Annotated in this window: 18 protein-coding genes and 1 pseudogene; 1 reads left to right on the top strand and 18 read right to left on the bottom strand. The window is 46.1% G+C overall.

Features of this window, described 5'->3' with window-relative positions:
- Nucleotides 1–157 precede the first annotated feature (157 nt).
- The 14 genes from ACWGOO_RS04885 to ACWGOO_RS04820 all read right to left on the bottom strand — a co-directional run bounded on the left by ACWGOO_RS04885 (nucleotide 158) and on the right by ACWGOO_RS04820 (nucleotide 15354).
- Nucleotides 158–688, bottom strand: coding sequence for a hemerythrin domain-containing protein (locus tag ACWGOO_RS04885; RefSeq protein ID WP_452482037.1), 531 nt, complete (start codon nucleotides 686–688; stop codon nucleotides 158–160).
- A gap of 22 nt (nucleotides 689–710) precedes the next feature.
- Entirely contained in the window at nucleotides 711–1358 is a 648-nt protein-coding gene (locus ACWGOO_RS04880) for a response regulator transcription factor (RefSeq protein WP_354454079.1), read from the bottom strand.
- Between the two features lie 7 nt (nucleotides 1359–1365).
- Nucleotides 1366–2430, bottom strand: coding sequence for an ATP-binding protein (locus tag ACWGOO_RS04875; RefSeq protein WP_452481682.1), 1065 nt, complete (start codon nucleotides 2428–2430; stop codon nucleotides 1366–1368).
- Nucleotide 2431: 1 nt separating this feature from the next.
- A complete protein-coding gene (locus ACWGOO_RS04870; RefSeq protein WP_452481681.1) occupies nucleotides 2432–2884 on the bottom strand; it encodes a GAF domain-containing protein in 453 nt (150 codons plus the stop codon).
- Nucleotides 2885–2929: 45 nt separating this feature from the next.
- The gene (narI, locus tag ACWGOO_RS04865) at nucleotides 2930–3610 is read right to left on the bottom strand and encodes a respiratory nitrate reductase subunit gamma (protein WP_452482036.1); all 681 of its coding nucleotides are present in this window, start codon (nucleotides 3608–3610) and stop codon (nucleotides 2930–2932) included.
- A 2-nt stretch (nucleotides 3611–3612) separates the two neighbouring features.
- Entirely contained in the window at nucleotides 3613–4179 is a 567-nt protein-coding gene (gene narJ / locus ACWGOO_RS04860; RefSeq protein ID WP_452482035.1) for a nitrate reductase molybdenum cofactor assembly chaperone, read from the bottom strand.
- On the bottom strand, nucleotides 4172–5749 hold the full coding sequence (gene narH / locus ACWGOO_RS04855) for a nitrate reductase subunit beta (protein WP_452481680.1): 1578 nt from the start codon (nucleotides 5747–5749) through the stop codon (nucleotides 4172–4174). The genes narJ and narH overlap by 8 nt, the downstream gene beginning before the upstream one ends.
- Nucleotides 5739–9413: a nitrate reductase subunit alpha gene (locus ACWGOO_RS04850; RefSeq protein WP_452481679.1), complete on the bottom strand. Its 3675-nt coding sequence runs from the start codon at nucleotides 9411–9413 to the stop codon at nucleotides 5739–5741. Before ACWGOO_RS04850 ends, narH begins: the two co-directional genes overlap by 11 nt.
- A gap of 231 nt (nucleotides 9414–9644) precedes the next feature.
- Nucleotides 9645–10322, bottom strand: coding sequence for a molybdate ABC transporter permease subunit (gene modB / locus ACWGOO_RS04845; protein ID WP_452481678.1), 678 nt, complete (start codon nucleotides 10320–10322; stop codon nucleotides 9645–9647).
- Nucleotides 10319–11170 (bottom strand): molybdate ABC transporter substrate-binding protein, encoded by an 852-nt coding sequence (gene modA, locus ACWGOO_RS04840; RefSeq protein WP_452481677.1) that lies wholly within the window; start codon nucleotides 11168–11170, stop codon nucleotides 10319–10321. The genes modB and modA overlap by 4 nt, the downstream gene beginning before the upstream one ends.
- Nucleotides 11171–11200: 30 nt before the next feature.
- On the bottom strand, nucleotides 11201–11920 hold the full coding sequence (ric, locus tag ACWGOO_RS04835; protein ID WP_452481676.1) for an iron-sulfur cluster repair di-iron protein: 720 nt from the start codon (nucleotides 11918–11920) through the stop codon (nucleotides 11201–11203).
- A gap of 109 nt (nucleotides 11921–12029) precedes the next feature.
- A complete protein-coding gene (gene hemG, locus ACWGOO_RS04830; protein ID WP_452481675.1) occupies nucleotides 12030–13451 on the bottom strand; it encodes a protoporphyrinogen oxidase in 1422 nt (473 codons plus the stop codon).
- Nucleotides 13435–14550, bottom strand: a complete 1116-nt coding sequence (locus ACWGOO_RS04825) for a TIGR04053 family radical SAM/SPASM domain-containing protein (protein WP_452481674.1) — start codon at nucleotides 14548–14550, stop codon at nucleotides 13435–13437. Before ACWGOO_RS04825 ends, hemG begins: the two co-directional genes overlap by 17 nt.
- A gap of 15 nt (nucleotides 14551–14565) precedes the next feature.
- Nucleotides 14566–15354: a YwiC-like family protein gene (locus ACWGOO_RS04820; RefSeq protein ID WP_452481673.1), complete on the bottom strand. Its 789-nt coding sequence runs from the start codon at nucleotides 15352–15354 to the stop codon at nucleotides 14566–14568.
- Nucleotides 15355–15525: 171 nt separating this feature from the next.
- Between ACWGOO_RS04820 and ACWGOO_RS04815 the strand changes: the two genes are divergently transcribed.
- Nucleotides 15526–15948 (top strand): hypothetical protein, encoded by a 423-nt coding sequence (locus ACWGOO_RS04815; protein ID WP_452481672.1) that lies wholly within the window; start codon nucleotides 15526–15528, stop codon nucleotides 15946–15948.
- A gap of 29 nt (nucleotides 15949–15977) precedes the next feature.
- On the opposite strand, the pseudogene ACWGOO_RS04810 reads toward ACWGOO_RS04815, so the two are convergent.
- The 4 genes and pseudogenes from ACWGOO_RS04810 to ACWGOO_RS04795 form a co-directional block, all read right to left on the bottom strand.
- Nucleotides 15978–16406 (bottom strand): annotated as a pseudogene (locus ACWGOO_RS04810) (hypothetical protein); the annotation flags it as partial.
- 15 nt (nucleotides 16407–16421) lie between these two features.
- Entirely contained in the window at nucleotides 16422–17003 is a 582-nt protein-coding gene (locus tag ACWGOO_RS04805) for a TetR/AcrR family transcriptional regulator (protein ID WP_220025090.1), read from the bottom strand.
- 92 nt (nucleotides 17004–17095) lie between these two features.
- A complete protein-coding gene (locus ACWGOO_RS04800) occupies nucleotides 17096–17740 on the bottom strand; it encodes a fumarylacetoacetate hydrolase family protein (RefSeq protein ID WP_452481671.1) in 645 nt (214 codons plus the stop codon).
- The gene (locus tag ACWGOO_RS04795) at nucleotides 17688–18035 is read right to left on the bottom strand and encodes a hypothetical protein (protein ID WP_452481670.1); all 348 of its coding nucleotides are present in this window, start codon (nucleotides 18033–18035) and stop codon (nucleotides 17688–17690) included. Before ACWGOO_RS04795 ends, ACWGOO_RS04800 begins: the two co-directional genes overlap by 53 nt.
- Between the last annotated feature and the right edge of the window lie 61 nt (nucleotides 18036–18096).

Raw genomic sequence — 18096 nt, 5'->3', positions numbered from 1 at the left:
CTTTTCAACGTTTTTTCTGACGAATTATTGTTTTAAATTTTCTGTCCCCATTGTAGCCGCTAGCCGATCTGTTCGAATATAGGGGAGTCCCCTTTACCTGGCAGGGGACTCCCTGAAAATATAAAAAACCGCTTCTCTATGAAGCGGCTTGGTCTGTTCAAGAGATAAGCGTATTTAATTTGTCACCTAACTTGGTTAGATCATTCCGATTGATCTGTTGCTCTGCCATAGGAAAAAGTACAGTTTCCTCTTTTATAAAATGTACAGTCAGCACTTCAAAGGCCTCTCCCGCGTTCTTGGCCGCTTCCTGGATCTCGTCAAGCGATAGCAAACTCAAGTCGCCCTCCGTCTGATAAAGAAAATGACCGATATAGCCTTCTATTTCACGGTGCTCCTCCTGTATACCGACGAGCGGTCCCTGTTCAAAACCAATGTAGGTTCCTAGTAGAGTAAAGAAGTGTTCTTCTTCCTTTTCGGTATGCTTCTTGAGGGGTACCCTAAAATCAATAATCTGCATTCTCAGCTTTTCCAGTTGCTTGCGGCCTTCTTCCAAATCTAGTATTCTGTGCTGCTCAAACCACAGTACAATGGCATGCCATTTATCCATCAGATATGTTAGATATTGATGCTCATTTTCAAGAATACGCATGGCGGGTTTGGAAAAGCGCATTTTCTTATTTTCCGGCACGCGGATTTCCCCCATTCATCGGCTAAAAATCCAGCATTTTTTTCTTTAATGCATATTGGACCAGTTCAGGCCGGCTTCTTAAATTCAACTTCTCCATGATTTTCGCTTTGTTTGCTTCCACGGTCTTGACAGAGATGAACAGCTTTTCGGCAACTTCCTTGTTACCGTAACCTTTTGCGACCAGAGGCAGAATCTCCAACTCCCTCTTTGACAAGATTTCATACGGATCTTCCGTTTGTGATGTCGTATCTTTCTTGATGAACTCACGAACGAGAGAAGTGGCCATTTTAGGGTGAATATAGGTTCCTCCCCCATGAATGGTACGTATGGCAAGCAATAGCTCCTCATCTGGCGCATTTTTCAAAACATATCCTGAAGCACCATTCTTCAAAATATGAAAAAGATATTCTTCATCGTCATGCATGGTCAGAATCAGAATTTTAGTATCAGGGTGGTCCTCTTTAATCTTGCCTGTAGCGATCAATCCACTTTCGCCTGGAGGCATGCTGAGGTCCATGATTAGAATATCCGGACGATATTTAGCCACCATCGTATACGCTTCAATTCCGTCTGCAGCCGTTCCAACAACCTCCATATCCGATTGGAAGTTCAAAATCATGGAAAATCCGCTTCGTACAATCGCATGGTCATCCGCTAACACAATTTTGATCAAGTCTCTATTCCTCCTCATGTCCAATCGGAATTTGTAAAAAGACTTTGGTTCCTTGACCAATATTTGAAAGGACGCCAAAACTTCCGCCTACCAACTCTGCTCGCTCCTGCATACCAAATAAACCGAGACCTGTTCCAATAGGCTTGCTCCCCTTATCAAAGCCAATCCCATCGTCCTCTACAGTCAGACGAAGAGCATGATCATGCTCAGACAAGGAAACTTTAACCGTGTCCACCTGGGCATACTTCAAGGCATTGAGAACAGCCTCCTGACAGACCCGGTAAATGACAGTTTCCTTTTCGCTTCCATACCGCTTTTGGGGGAGATCGGACACGAACTCAACCACTAGACCAAAGCTTTGCTCGATCCGCTTGAAGTGGGAACGGAATGCCGCTTCAAGCCCAAAATCGTCAAGTGTAGCGGGACGGAGTTCCACAGACAAGTTACGAATATCATCCAGTAATCGCGTCATGGATGCTTCGGTCTGCTTCATGTTTTTGATGAGTTGCTCATCATTCGTCATGTATTTTAACACCCGTAATTCGACAACCGCGCTCATCAGTTCCTGCGCGACGCTGTCGTGCAGTTCCCTCGAAAGCCGCTTACGTTCGTTTTCCTGCGCTTCTATGACATGCTTCATCATTTTGTTTTGATACAATTTTTCTTGCGTCTGAAATTGCGTGGTCAAATCTCTCAACATAAACACCCGGGTTCCATTTTCGGAATCAATCGTATGAAAAGAAGCGGCATAGGGAACAATTCCGTTGCTCTTCGTTTCCAGATAGACCTGGAAAGATGCGAAATCCTTGGAGCCGGACATATTAAAATAACAGTCAAGACAGGTGCGTGGCTCCGTGTCGCTTGTATAGCCCCTGCATGTTCCGCATAAAGCTCTGTCTTTCCCTTCATAGAGCTGAATGAGGACGTCATCCCCGACAATCTCCTCAGCTGCCGGGTTCATGGCCAGGGCTTTCCCTTGCCTATCAAAAAAGAAAATGGCTTCCGTACTGTTCTCAAACAACTTCACCATTATCGTGCTCAAAGAGTCGGTCCCTACAGACAATGTCAATTCATATCACTTCCTTCCCGTTCAACTCTCCAATTCCCCTATGCGCCAAGGCTTCTAAATCACGCATCATGGCTTCGGTCATCAGCTGTTCTTCACGAAATCCACCAAGTAGTACACCCGCGACGCGAGCATCATTCCACAGGGGTACAGCCCCGAGACTCTGGAGCCTCTCGGATTGAACAATAGGATAGTTAAACAGGTTGTCTGCCCCCACATATTCATAAACAGATGGAATGAAAATGGATTTCCCGGTTTTAAACACGACTCCTGCTATGCCCTTTCCGGATTGCAGCACAATCCGTTTAAAGCGATCATTTAAATTCCCGGCCGCATTTTTCCACTTAATTACGTATTGATATTCGGCCGGTTCAACAAGAGCAAGTGCCATGAAATCATAACCGAAATGCTCGCGAATTCGCTCAAGCTCCCTTTGATAATCCATCCTATTATTCATCACTCTCTCCTAATACAATTAGGAAAGAAGGCAACGCCCGCTTTCCTAATTCGATTTATGTCTTCTGTACAGAATATAACTTCTACGCACATAATTCAATGGAACACTCCACACATGAACAAGCCGGGTGAACGGCCAGAAAGCAAAAATGGCAAAGCCCATAAATACATGAAGCTTGAAAGACAACGGTACGTCTCTCATCAGTGACGGGTCGACACGGAATATGAATAAACCGCGGAACCAGATTGAGATGGTTTCCCTATAATCAAATTCAGGCTGTACTGCATTCGTTACAAGAGTCGCAAACATCCCCATGCATACAAGGGCAAAAAGCATGATGTTTACAATCAGATCAGAAGCTGAGCTTAAACGTCGTACATTTCGTATTGTAAAACGGCGAAAGGTGAGAATCAACATACCGAGGAACGTTACGGCTCCAAATACGCCTCCAATATATACTGCTCCAATATGATACAGATGATCGTTTACACCCAGTGCATGCATCCAGGTTTTTGGTATGCCCAGACCGGATACATGACCCATAATAACCGGGATAATGCCCAGGTGGAATAAGAGACTTCCAATCATCAATTGTTTTTTTTCAATAAACTCACTTGATTTTGCTGTCCAATTGAACTGGTCGTTTCTGTAGCGGAAAATATGCCCTACAATAAAGATGACCACACACATATAAGGGAAAATGACCCACAAAAACTGCTCTAACATCGTCATAGCGTGGCTGCCTCCTGTTCTACGCAAGCTTTAAGTGTTTCGCGCAGTCCCTTCACCAGATGAAAATACGGGCTTTCCATTTTTTCCAGCGCTTTAAGCAAATGATATGTGCCGTCTTCCAGGATCGCGATTGGCATGCGGAAGTTTTCTGTCGTCTTCGGATCTTGCGCCCATTCGGCGGCATACAGAAATTCACACATGAGCGGAAGATAATCTGGCAGCTCTCCATCTGGCATTTCAAGACCGTACATCTCATATAGCACCTTTAACTTGACCAACATTTGTCCCCGTTCTTTTGCATCTTCGAATTTAAAGTAAGTCATATATAGTGCACAATTTTTTTGAAAATCAAAGGTTTCCGTATACATTTCCTGAATCTCTTCCATACTGAACTCTTGCATAAGAGACCAGTAGGTGTTTGCATACGAATATGCCGGATGGTCCGGATCAAACGATGCTTCCAGAAAAGCCGGATGAAAATCCAGCTTTTCCGGGTACATGAGTTGCTGGGCGAAAAACCCGAATGACGGCTTGCATTCATACAGCTTCGCTACATTAATCACGCCAAATACCCCCGTAGAAGTTTTCTTCATACATTTCTTTACCTGTTTTCGAAGGCTCTTCCATCCCCATTGAACTTGCCAGACTACAACCGTCACAGCCAGAGCCTGCACCCATGTTTCCCATGGTGTCGCCGTAACCTGCAGATCCTTGAGCCCGGTACGGATTCGAATATCCTTCTTTATGCGACGTCGGAATGACGAAACGATCTTCGTACTTGGCAATCGCAAGAAGCCGGTACATCTGCTCGGTCTGCAACGGTGTCATGCCGATACGCTCAAGACGGCTTTCATCGAAAGGTTGTCCTGTGGACTGGGCACGCATATAGGAGCGCATCATAGCCATCCGTTGCAGGGATTCCTTCACCGTCTGCGTGTCGCCCGCCGTCAGCATATTGGCAAGGTACTGAATTGGGGTGCGCATTTCTTCGATGGCCGGAAAGATCATGTCCGGATTCTCGATTGAGTCTTTCCCTTCAAAGTAATTCATAATCGGACTAAGCGGTGGCACATACCATACCATCGGCAGCGTGCGATATTCCGGATGGAGCGGGAATGCCAGCTTGTACTCAATAGCAAGCTTGTATACCGGCGAGTTCTGCGCTGCTTCAATCCAGTCCTCCGAGATGCCGTCTTTTTTCGCCTGGGCAATCACTGCTGGATCGTTTGGATCCATAAACAAGTCACACTGCGCTTTATAAAGGTCTTTCTCATCCTGCGTAGAAGCGGCCTCAAGTACCCGATCTGCGTCATACAGCAGAACGCCGAGGTAACGAATTCGTCCTGTACATGTCTCGGAACAGACCGTCGGCAGACCGGCTTCCACACGAGGGAAACAGAAGGTACATTTTTCCGCTTTGTTCGTCTGCCAGTTGAAGTACACCTTTTTGTATGGACAGCCCGTCATGCAATACCGCCAGCCGCGGCATGCTTCCTGATCCACGAGCACGATTCCGTCCTCGTCCCGTTTGTACATGGCGCCCGAAGGACATGATGCGACACAGCTCGGATTTAGACAATGTTCGCAGAGCCGTGGGAGATAAACCATGAACGACTTCTCAAAGTTAAATTTAATCTCTTCTTCGATTTTCTGAATATTGGGATCAAGCGGACCGGTTACATGCGCACCCGCCAGGTCGTCTTCCCAGTTTGGACCCCATTCCAAATCCATTTTTTCACCCGTTACCGCAGAATGCGCGCGTGCCACAGGTGAATGCTTCTGCTCGCCGGCGTTGGTCAAATGCTCGTAATTGTAAGTCCAGGGCTCATAATAATCTTTCATTTCCGGCATGTCTGGATTGTAAAAAATCTTACCCAGCGCTATCTTGGACAGTTTATTGCCTGACTTCAGTTCCAGTTTCCCTTTGCGGAGCTTCCAGCCACCTTTATAAAGTTCCTGGTCTTCCCATCGCTTCGGATAACCGATACCCGGTTTGGTTTCCACATTGTTGAACCACATATATTCCGCACCTTTGCGGTTCGTCCAGGTTGTTTTGCATGTCACGCTGCACGTATGGCAGCCGATACATTTATCCAGGTTCATGACCATGGCAATTTGAGCTTTAATCTTCAAGCCAGTTAACCTCCTTCATTTTACGTACCGCTACGTACACATCACGCTGGTTGCCGATCGGACCATAATAGTTGAATCCATAACTAAGCTGAGCGTATCCGCCGACCATCTGAGTTGGTTTTAGATGAATTCTTGTTGGTGCGTTATGACTACCGCCACGTGTATCCGTAATTTCGGAGCCCGGCACTTGAATGTGCTTATCCTGAGCATGGTACATGAACATCGTTCCTCTTGGCATCCGGTGGCTGACAACGGTCCGAGCGGTTACGACGCCGTTACGGTTGTATACCTCTACCCAGTCATTGTCGGCAAGACCGTGCGCCTCTGCGTCTTCGTTGTTGATCCACACGGTAGGACCTCCGCGAAACAGTGTAAGCATGTGCTGGTTGTCCTGGTAGGTGGAGTGAATATTCCATTTACCGTGCGGTGTCAGATAACGGAGCACGAGTGAATCTTGTCCGCCCTTTATTTCCCGATCGCGAGGGCCGAACACCATCGGCGGCAGAGTCGGTTTGTAGATCGGCAATGATTCCCCAAACTGTTGGAAAATCTCATGATCAATATAGAAATGCTGTCTTCCTGTCAAAGTACGAAACGGAACAAGACGTTCAATATTCGTTGTAAATGGTGAATAACGGCGTCCCTTCTTGTTCGATCCAGTGAATACCGGTGTCGGTATAACTTCACGCGGCTGTGCCGTGATACTTTGGAAAGTGATCTTTTCCGCTGCCCGATCGGCCGAGATATCTTTGAGTTCCACTCCGTGAAGCTCTTCTGCCCGCTCATAAGCTTTTTGTGAGACCCGTCCATTGGTCGCGGATGAAAGGTGAAGAATTGCATTGGCCACTTGTCGAGCTGTCTGAATTTTCGGCAGCCCGTCTTTAATGGACTCGTCATAATAAACTCCGTTTAACTTTTTCATTTCCTCATATTCGTCTGCTACGGAGAAGCTGACGCCATGTGCACCTGCTTTGCCGGTAATCAAATTCGGACCGAGTGAGATAAATTTATCGTGAATTTTAGTATAGTCACGTTCGATGATGCTGAAATTCGGCATGGTTTTACCCGGAGTCGCTTCAATCTCACCCTTTGTCCAATCCTTTACAAGACCCATCGGCTGCGAAATTTCGCCCATACTGTCGTGTGAGAGCGGCGCGGTCACAAGGTCTTTATATATTCCCGGTAGGTATTCTTTCGCCATATCAGAAAAGACTTCGGAAAGCTGGCGGTAAATATCCCAGTCCGCGCGGGATTCCCACAGTGGATTAACCGCCGGATTAAACGGATGTACAAAAGGATGCATGTCTGTTGACGACAAGTCTGTTTTTTCATACCAGGTTGCCGCCGGAAGCACGATGTCCGCGTACAATGGGGTTGTCGTCATCCGGAAATCAAGTGCAACCATCAGATCAAGCTTTCCTTCCACATCTTCCCGCCAGATAATTTCCTCCGGTTTCTGCTCCTCGTTCGGCCGGGCAAGCAGGGCATCGGATGCTCCGAGTAAATGTTTCATGAAATACTCTTGTCCCTTCGCCGAACTGGAAATCAGGTTTGACCGCCAAACAAAGAGCGAACGAGGGAAGTTCTCAGCTGCTCCAGGATCTTCCACGGCGAAGCGTGTCTTACGTGATTTGATCTCTTCCACAGAGTGATTGATTATATCCTCGTTGGACTTTTTGCCTAATTGCGCCGCCTCTTCGGCGAACAGCAGACTGTTTTTATTAAACTGTGGATAAGAAGGCAGCCAACCCAAACGCGCTGCGAGCACGTTGTAGTCTGCTGGGTGCTGGTAACTGACATCCCCACCAGTCGGTGACTTCAAGGTGTCTGTTCCACTTTCTTCATAACGCCACTGCTCCGTTGCAAAATAGAAAAATGATGTAGCATTTTGCAGCCGAGCTGACGCTTGCCAGTCTTTTGCAAAGGCAACCGTTGACCAGCCTTCGATCGGGCGAAGCTTTTCTTGACCAACATAATGCGCCCAGCCTCCACCATTTACACCTTGGGAAGCAGTCAACATGACCAAGTTCAAGATGGACCGATAGATCGTGTCACTATTGAACCAGTGATTGATCCCCGCACCCATAATAATCATGGAGCGTCCTTTGGTATCGATAGCATTTTGAGCAAATTCCCGAGCAATCTGTACCACAACAGACGCCTTCACGCTCGTGATCTTCTCCTGCCAGGCAGGGGTATAATGCGAAGCTGCATCGTAATAATCTTTGGCGTTATGAGGGCTGTCACTGCGCGCAACACCGTACTGGCTCATCATCAGATCGTACACGGTTGCAACGTAACGCTCCGAACCATCTGCCAGGCGCACTTTTTTGGCCGGAATTACACGTTTGAACGTTCCATTACCAGCGTTATCGAAATAAGGGAATACCACTTCTTCCCATTGCTCGCCATGACCTTCCACAGTAAGCGCAGGCTCAACCTTTGTTCCGTCTTCCCGCTCCAGAATCAGGTTCCATTTCTTATCCTGTTCCCAGCGCTGTCCCATCGTACCGTTCGGGACCAGCAATTCCCCCGCCGCTTCGTCATATATGACCGGCTTCCAGTCCGCATGCTGCGAAGCATCCCCAAGGTCACTCGCTCGTAGGAAACGTCCACCTTTCCAGGCTCCTTCGTGTGGATCAAGCAGAATCATAAACGGCATATCCGTATATTGTTTGGCATAGTTAATGAACATCGGTTCTTGGCGCTCTTTGTAGAACTCATCCAGAATAACATGCGTCATAGCCTGGGCTACAGCTGCATCTGTACCCGGATTTGGTGCAAGCCAGTTGTCAGCGAACTTCACATTCTCCGCTAAGTCGGGAGCCACCGATACGACCTTTGTCCCCTTATAACGTACTTCCGTCATAAAATGAGCGTCTGGCGTCCGGGTAAGCGGTACATTCGATCCCCACATGATCAGGTAACCCGCGTTGTACCAGTCAGAAGATTCCGGCACGTCCGTCTGCTCACCCCAAATTTGAGGAGATGCAGGCGGAAGGTCTGCATACCAGTCGTAAAAACTCAACATCTGCCCACCGAGTAGCGAAATGAACCGGGCTCCCGAAGCGTAGCTTATCATTGACATCGCCGGGATTGGCGTAAAGCCCGCGATCCGGTCGGGACCGTACTTACGAATGGTATAGATGAGCTGCGCTGAGATAAGACGCAGGACATCGTCCCAGCCGACACGGACATGACCGCCTTTTCCACGAGCCGATTTATAGAGCTTAGCTTTCTCTGGATCTTCCACGATGCTCGCCCATGCGTCTACCGGATTCGTATGCTCCTTAATGGCGGCTAACCAGAGCCGCAATAACTTACCACGCATATAGGGGTATTTCACTCGTAACGGGCTGTATTCATACCAGGAAAATGTAGCGCCTCGCGGGCATCCACGCGGCTCAAATTCCGGCATGTCTACGCCGCAAGAAGGATAATCAATTTGCTGATTCTCCCAGGTGATGATGCCGTTTTTCACAAAAACCTTCCAACTACAGGAGCCGGTGCAGTTGACTCCGTGCGTCGTCCGGACCACTTTGTCGTGAGACCAACGCTGACGGTACACGTTTTCCCATTCTCTATTTTTTTCCTCAAGGATTGACCAATTTCCGGAATAGCTTTCGATCGGTTTAAAAAAGTTGAGGTTGTATTTTTTTTTCATTGATGACCAACACTCCTTTTCAGAATGAAAAACCCTAAAGCAGATTCATAGGAAGACTCATTCGGTTACTCTCATTATGTAATTCATCCATGTTTGTTCCCATTAGGGAATGTCCTATAGCGCTACAGGAAATCCCTCGTTCTATAAAAAGATACAAAAAAAACTCCCTCTAATAGATGGGAGCTTCTATGAAGGCGAACCAGTTTTTGTGATCGCACTTTTTGGCCTTGATTAATTTTTCTTTTGGCCGGTTAATAGGAGCATGATAAAGGAAATGAAGATCATCGAGCATGTCCAGGCCCAGGCCATAGGAAGATGACCAGAATCCACCGCAACATAAATGGCCGTCGGAATGGTTTGTGTTTTACCCGGAATATTTCCGGCAATCATCAGAGTAGCACCGAATTCACCCAGACCGCGGGCAAAGCCGAGTACAAAAGCGGCTTTAAAAGAAGGAAAAATTAAAGGGAAGGTTATGTACCAGAACACCTGCCATTCGCTCGCCCCTATGGAACGTCCTGCATCTTCCAAATCCCGATCAACAGAAGCAAATCCCACCATCATCGTTCGATAGGCCAGGGGGAAGGCTACAACGACCGACGCGATTACCGCAGCCCACCACGTAAATACGATCGGTTCACCAAACCATTGTTCCACGAAACGTCCGAACTCACCTTTTCGCCCGAGCAACATTAACAGTAAAAAGCCAACTACTGTCGGAGGGAGTACCAGTGGCAGCATAAAAGCGGTTTCAACAAACGTTTTTCCTTTAAATGATCCTAATCGCGACATCCACCAGGCCGCAACCAAGCTTACTACGATAACCAACACACTCGATAACAGCGCAACCTGCAACGATAATTGGATAGGAGACCAATATTCATTCCAATCCAGGTCCTGCATGATCACTTCGGTATGGAAAATCCATACTTAGCCATGATATCCAAAGACTTTTGCGTTTGTAGGTACGCATAAAAGTCTTCAGCTTCGCGGCTATGTTTTGAAGCTTTAACAATGCCGATTGGATATTCAACAGGTGAGTAGGTTTTGGGATCCACCTCAAAGGCGATTTTTGAATTTTGTGAAGTCAAAGCATCCGTCTTGTACACGAATCCGGCATCGGCGTTTCCGGTCTCCACATACTGTAGCACTTGTCTGACATCTTTACTCTGAACCAGTTTGGCTTGCAACGCGTCCCAAAGTTTCACGTTCGTCAGTGCTTCCTGTGCGTAGCTGCCAGCAGGAACACTTTCAGGAATACCGATCGCCACTTTCTTCACTTCTTCTTTTGTTAAATCTGTTATGCTACCGATTTTCATTGTCCCGTCTGCAGGGATAACCGCGACCAATTCGTTCGTCAGCCACGTTTTTTGTTTATTCCCATCTATCAACTGTTGATCAACGAGTGCCTTCATATTTTTAGGCGAAGCGGACAAAAATAAATCTGATGGAGCTCCCTGCTCAATCTGCTTTTGTAGCGCACCAGACCCGCCGAAGTTGAAATTTAATCTAACACCTTTATTGGTTGACTCGTACGACGTCTGGATCTCATTGAGTGCATCCGTTAAGCTTGCCGCTGCGGATACGGTCAGTTCAACAGTTTCGACCGTTTTTGGGGTCGCTTGGTTGGCAGCCAAAGTTTGTGCGTTGTTGCCACCGTTCATAGTCGATTGTTGTTCTGTACCGCATCCTGAAAATAATATAACGATGAAAAAAGCCAAAAATAAAACAGTGCCATTTTTAATAAACTTTTGCATTTTGTTTGACTCCTCCATGTTAGTTCATCATTACGTGACGGGTTTCGTTATTAGCTGTGCCTGTCTCGTACGTTCGACTAGTGTACAATTTTCAAGAAGGATATGATTAAAAATGTCCGCTTCCAGATTTTCTAACCGCTTCAATACGAGCCGGTGCGTACCACAAGCCTCCTGCAGCGGCTCAAAGCCGTTTGTGATCAAGCGCAGTTCCTTCAGTAATTCCACCACCGCTTGATGCTCATCTTGCAATTTGGATAAATATGGATTAATCGCATCTGCCCGTTCAACTGTTGATTCCTGTAAAAACGCTTGGATCATCGGAAACACAAGGTTTTCCTCATTTTGAATGTGTTCCGATAATCCCTGTTTAAGCAAGGTGAAAAGTTCATTAACTCGCTTTAGATGCGGATAACGTTCGCCGTGAACCCGCGTTAGTTTGGTTACATACGGCGTGAGCGCCGATAGTTCTTCGAGAAGCTTTGTATGATACTCATCCTGGATATAGGCAATTAGTTCTTTTGGTTCGAGTGAAGATGGTTGCATTTGCTTTTGCTGTGCCTGACTTTCCTCCACTTCATGCACCTGCGCCAGCAGTTCACCAGCGTGGAGACCTCGGTCGGCTGCTGCCTCACGGAGCGATATCTTCCCGCCACAGCAAAAGTCAATCCGCAGTTTACGGAACAAATCTCCTGTTTTTGGTACTTCTTTCACAATGTCTGCTATCCATGTTTCTTCCGTTAACTGGCTCATCATCCATTCCCCCATCTTACTTCGGTTTTATGCTTCACTTTCATTCTACGTCCCCCTTAAAGCTGAACCAATCAGGGCATTCCCTCTTTGACATGAGGAAATAGCCTTATTATAAAAAATCTGAAAGCAACTGTTCAGCCGCTTCTTTGCCTTGAGCGATACAATCCGGAATCCCAACGCCTCCATAACCAGCACCGCATAGAAATACATTTGGTAAGTACTGTGAGAAGTCATGTCTCACCCTCGCCATATGCTCTTTGTGTCCAATCGGATATTGCGGCATCGATTGATTACACCGACTGACTTCGGTCAGTTCTGGTTTAGCTTCGAGCCCCATTAAATCTTTCAGGTCTTTGCGCGCCGCATCCACAAGTTCATCGTCTGTCATTTGAACCCACTCCTGTGCGCCTGCATGTCCGATATAAGTCCGTAAGAGGGTATATCCTTCAGGAGCAGTGTGGCTCCACTTTGTCGAAGACCATGTACATGCCGTAATCATTTTGCCTTCTTTGCGGGGAACCAGGAATCCTGTTCCCTCAAAAGCAAGTTTAAGATCTGTATTTTTATAAGCAAGGGCAATATTGGCTACGGAAACATAGTTAATCTTGTTTAACCAGCTAGCGCTTGCAACACCAGAGAATAATGTAGCCGCCTCAAAAGCTGGAACAGCGCAGATCACAGCATCCGCCTCTATTTTTTGTCCATCTTCTAAAATGACCTGATAACTGCTTTCTTTCCTTACTTCAACTACACCTTGCCCCATAACAAAACGTACGGTATCCAGCCTTTCCCTTAGTCGCTCCACAATCGTAGATAATCCTAGCCGATAAGAAAGAAACATACTTTTCTTAGCGATATCCGGCAGTTTGTCTTGTACTACCGACTTTCTTCCCGCCCCTTTAGACATCCCCTTAATCAGACTCCCGTGCTTTTGTTCCATGAGTTTAAATTGAGGGAAGGTTGACATCAGGCTCAGGGAATGTGTGTCCCCAGCGTAAATTCCAGACAGAAGCGGTTCAGTAATCTGATCGAGAACTTCTTTGCCAAGACGCCGTTTGATAAAATCACCTAGCGATTCGTCCGCATCGCCTTTCTTCGCTGGAATGATTAAATCCAGAGCAGCCCGTGCTTTTCCCAGCGGAGAAATTAGTCCGGTCCGAATGAAGGGGGTGAGCTTTGTTGGAATGCCCAAAATGAAGCCCATTGGCATCGTGTGAAGTTTGCCCTTATGCAAAATGCAAGCAGATTTGGCTTTCGGGTTTGTCGATACCAGTTCTGCCTCCAGTCCCAACTCCGCGGTCAGATCCAATATGGCCGTCTTTCTGGCCAAAAAAGCATCCGGTCCTTTTTCGATCATAAAATCGTTTTGGCGAACGGTTTGCAGCTTTCCTCCTAGACGTTCACTTTTCTCCACCAGTGTAATCTCCACTTCAATTTGCCTATCCTCAGCCAGCTTTTTCACATAAAAGGCAGCACTTAAACCGCTTATTCCTCCACCGAGAATAACGACTTTTTTAGAACTTTTTTTCATGTAAATACTTTTCCTCTCCAACCCCGGGTATATAAGCACAATAAGGGTCACTCTCCAAATAGTCTCCTGTTATTGCAAAAGCCCTTGCTCTAGAGCCCCCACAGACGGCCTTGAATTCACAGACTCCACATTTACCTTTAAGTAGGGACTTATCTCTAAGATTCATCATGATCGGAGAGTTGCGATAAATATCTGCCAGGCTATCCTCTCGTACATTCCCGCACATAAGAGGCAGGAAACCGCTCGGGTATACTTCGCCGATATGACTAATAAAAACAAATCCATCTCCGTCATTTACGCCTTTAGGAGCACGTCCTAAAACATCCGCCCTCTTTTGTCCGTCTGCTACACTGCTCTCACCTGCTTTGTTCTTTTCCTGCAGTACAACCCTCCGGTAGTGAGGAGCTTCTGTAGCCTTCACGCCGTACGGCATCTGTTGCTGTATGTGATACAACCATTTCATTACGGCTTCATGCTCATCAGGAGTAATCATATCTTTCTCCATGCCACGTCCGGTTGGAACAAGAAAAAATAAACTCCATAATACGGCCTGCATTTCCTTTACCCTTTCTGCAATTTGCTCCAGATCATGAAGATTGTACCTGGACACCGTAGTGTTCACTTGAATAGGGATGTTCAGTTCCTTTAAATAACTAATTCCTCGCATGGTCGTATCGTAAGAACCCGCTGTACCCCGAAAATGATCGTGAATGTCTGCACATGAACCGTCCAGACTAAACGCCCACCGCGATAACCCAACTTGCTTTGCTTTTTCTACCGCCGTTCGTGTCACTTTAGGGGTGGCACTGGGGGTCATTGAAACCGACAGATTTTTCTCTTCAATTGCATATTGAGCCAGTTCAAACAGATCAGGACGCATTAAAGGATCTCCGCCTGTGAATACAACCAACGGATGATTCATTTCAGCGATTTGATCCATCAGTTTCTTACCCTCTTCTAATGTCAGTTGGCGAGGATCAGGTTTGTACTGAGCTTCCGCTCTACAATGAAGGCACTTTAAAGCACAAGCTCGTGTCACCTCCCAGATGACTATAAACGGGTCTGTATGATAATCACGCGGCGTTTTCAAAGATATCATTGATGTCTCTCCTTTTTAGAAGTATAAAAACAGCACAAATACATAGAGCATCATTGAAAATCCAATTTCCGCCATGCCAACTTGTTTTGCCTGTAATCCGAGTTTAGGAAGCCATATGGCCCGTACCAACAAAATAAAAAAAGGAAGAAACAGGGGGAACTTTAACCAAGCGGCAAACAAGATAATCACCACATGATATACGATGGAAGCATAATAATAATGTATATTTTTTCGTTCACGAATGATCGTTTTAACATAAAGAGCAGTGCCTATAAAGTAGGACACCAAAAGCAAGAATAGCTCTGTTGCTACTCTCCAATCCTCTCCTCCCCCCATATAAATAACGGGGTATATAAAAGAACAAAAGAGCAGAATTGCAACAATGTCATTTAGTAAAGCACGTTCATTTTTCGTTTTTGCAAAATAAATATTAGCCATAAAAAAAAGCAGTAGCAGAACTCCATACCAGATCAACGCAGGCTCAAACCATACAAGAGAAACTAAAAAAGGCAGCAATATCGCTCCGTATACAACGACGGGTTTACGGTATCTTTCACTATTGCCTGTTTTGATCCATTGGAGAACAGGAAAACTGAATAAGTAGATAAAAAACCAGCACACAAATAGTGGTATATGAATGAGTTCCCCTCGAGAAGCCACTAGACCGAATAAAAATGGAAGAATGAGCATTGCCCAAGCTCCATGTTGATTGGGTATGTATCTACTCATCCCATTCAAAACCTTGATCCTTTTTTCACAATCTCTTTTATATTTGTTATTTCGGTTAATCGACTCATCATCCATTCCCCCAAGATTGAATTTTATGCTCTAACTTCATTCTAAGTATTACATGAAATTGAACCAATCAGGGAGTTCCCTTTTTCATAGGGGGGAATAGCCTAACCGGAAAAACAACGCTTTTTTCCTATGCTATACTGTACTAAAAAAAAGGGAACACAGAAAGGATGAATCGATATGGGAGGACCATCTTTGCGTCAACTGCATGCTCATCATGCCATTCATCAAGGCGGGCTATCCGGCGCTCTAGATAAGACGAGAGAAGTAGAGGAATTACTCAGAGCAAAAGAATTCAATGTGGCGCGCCAGGCCGCCGAGCACTTGATCGAATATTGGGAAACGCGCATTCTCAGCCATGCTGATGCAGAAGAGGAAGGATTCTATCAGGAAAAAGTCGAGAAAAAACCGGAGCTGCAGGAAGCCGTCGTCAAACTTACACGGGATCATGATCTGCTCCGAATCATTGTAAAAGAGCTCAAAGCCGGGATCCGTGAAGAAGGGCTTACGCCTCAAGTTCTTCAGCAGTTCCACGCGCTCCTGGTTGTCAATGCCATTCATAGCCGGGAAGAAGAACGTCTGTTGTTTGAGGAGACGTCATAATCAAGATGTGGCGTAGTTATTCACTTTCACTATAAAAACGTGCCGAAGAAATAGTCCAGCGCCTCCTGCGAGCATCCGTCATCTCCTTGCCGAGCTGCTACTGAACTAAAATCATGATTCCCGTTCCGACGTCTACGAGGTGTTTCCTGTGGGACCAGCAGCCCGGCATACCCCCATACCTCCATAACTTCGTCCCGTTCGTTTTTGCTGGAAGGGAACACACCCTTCCAACGCTTCTCCAATTGACGTGCACCACTTTGAGCATCACAGTTCTGAACAGCTTCGAGCATTTTATGAAATATAGCAAGATTCAGTACATTCAAATCCTCATTGACATTCTTTAGACATGAGCTTATTAAAATTACAATCCCCGCAGCTACTGTAATTGGGCAGTACGACAAGGCGCTCCGTAAATGAACCTTTTTCGTGGAAAGACTATGCAAAAATGCTATCATTACATAAATCAACAAAGCTTATGACTGAGACAAAATTCCTTTAACAAACAATGAGACACTGTGCTTGTAGAACTCTTCCTCGGTGACGAGTTGGGACTGATATTGCCGGTGAATCAGCTCGCTCATCTGAAATCCATAGCACATCGAGAGAAAAGACATGGCGGCAAGACGCTCATCCTGTCTGGCTATAACTTTTTTCTTCTGCAGGCGTTCAAAATATTCAACCAGCAAGGAGTGCAGCTTCACCGGCGGATCGGCCAGCACTCTGTCCAATTCCGGTAGCATTCCTTTGTCGCGGATGCCAATCAAAATGATGTCCGCATTTTTATGGAAAAACAAACGGTACTGCTGACTTACATTCAGCAGATCGACTTCCGGATTATCGGTCGCGTCCTCTTTTAACAGCTTCTCAAATTGCGGGATATCTGAATGTCTTTCAATGATGGCTTCCAATATGCCTTGCTTGCTTCCAAATTGCCGGAAAATCGTAGATTCATTGACTTTAGCTTCCGTTGCAATGGCTTTGGTGCTTACTCCCCGATAGCCCTTCTTTTTGATGAGCCGTGTCGCGGCTTCAATGATTCTGTCTGATGTTTGCATTGTATTTCTCCTTTTGCATAAGTTAAACCTATTCTACTACAAGTTTTGCATATGCAGCAGGGTCGGGGTTCATCATTTTCATAAACGTTTATTTAAGGCAAATCGCTTCTTTTTTCCCAGCGGCTTGGTTCCGTAATCTTGACATGATCAGGCACCAATTGCGTGAGCGTGCCTAATTTATCAAATGTAATCTGGATTCGGTCAGAGGGCAACAGCCATTGTTCGGTCTCGATTGCGCAGCAATCCGGTATCGTCCCCATTCCTATAATCGTGCCCGGGAGCAGCGTGAAAACTTTGAGAACCTCCTCCATCACTTTTGCAGGGTGTGCAGAATACTCGGATGTGCTTCCCTTCCAGTGCAGTCTCTCCCCGATGCGTACATCCACATCCAGTACCAGCGGGTTGTCGATTTCATCCGGCGTAACCAGAAATGGTCCTATTCCTTTGCTGCGATCAAAATCTTTGCAGCGCGTCGGTCCGATCAGCGCCTGGAAATCCAGCCACTGCACATCGCGGACAGTACTGTCGTTAAAAATAACATAACCTGCAATGCAGTTCCCCTTCCCTGCAACAAAGGCCAGCTCCGGCTCGATATCCAGGTAGGAAGAGTACGAAGGCCAATGAATCGTATCCCCATCGCCAATTAATGCATTATGGTTACACTTGTAATAACTGAAAGTTACTTTATTCGGATCTTTCTGGGATCTTTCTGGGATCTTTCTGGAATTTTTCAGCAATTTTTCGTTTAAGCTCTCCTCTTTCCGGCCCTGTATATTCTCTTTGCAACAGATTTACGCCAGCATTTCTCAGATGTCTTGGCGTCAGCCCGAAATCGATAAGCGCAGCCGGATTCGAAACCGGCGGCAGCAGTTTTACCGCTGCAATCGAGCAGATTTCATTTTCATTGAATTGATGCGACTGTTCGACAGCATATTGCATCAATTCCTTAGCGGCATCATAACTTGTCGGCAAATAATGAAGATAGCTGTCTATACTTTCAAGACTGTCAATGAATGTTCCCTGCTTTTTCATGATTGCGGCAAAAAGACACGACAAATTTCTCGTTAATTACAAGCCCAAACAAAGGTTCCTG

Source organism: Paenibacillus sp. NPDC055715 (assembly GCF_053617595.1).
This window is presented reverse-complemented; position numbering and strand designations above follow the sequence as displayed.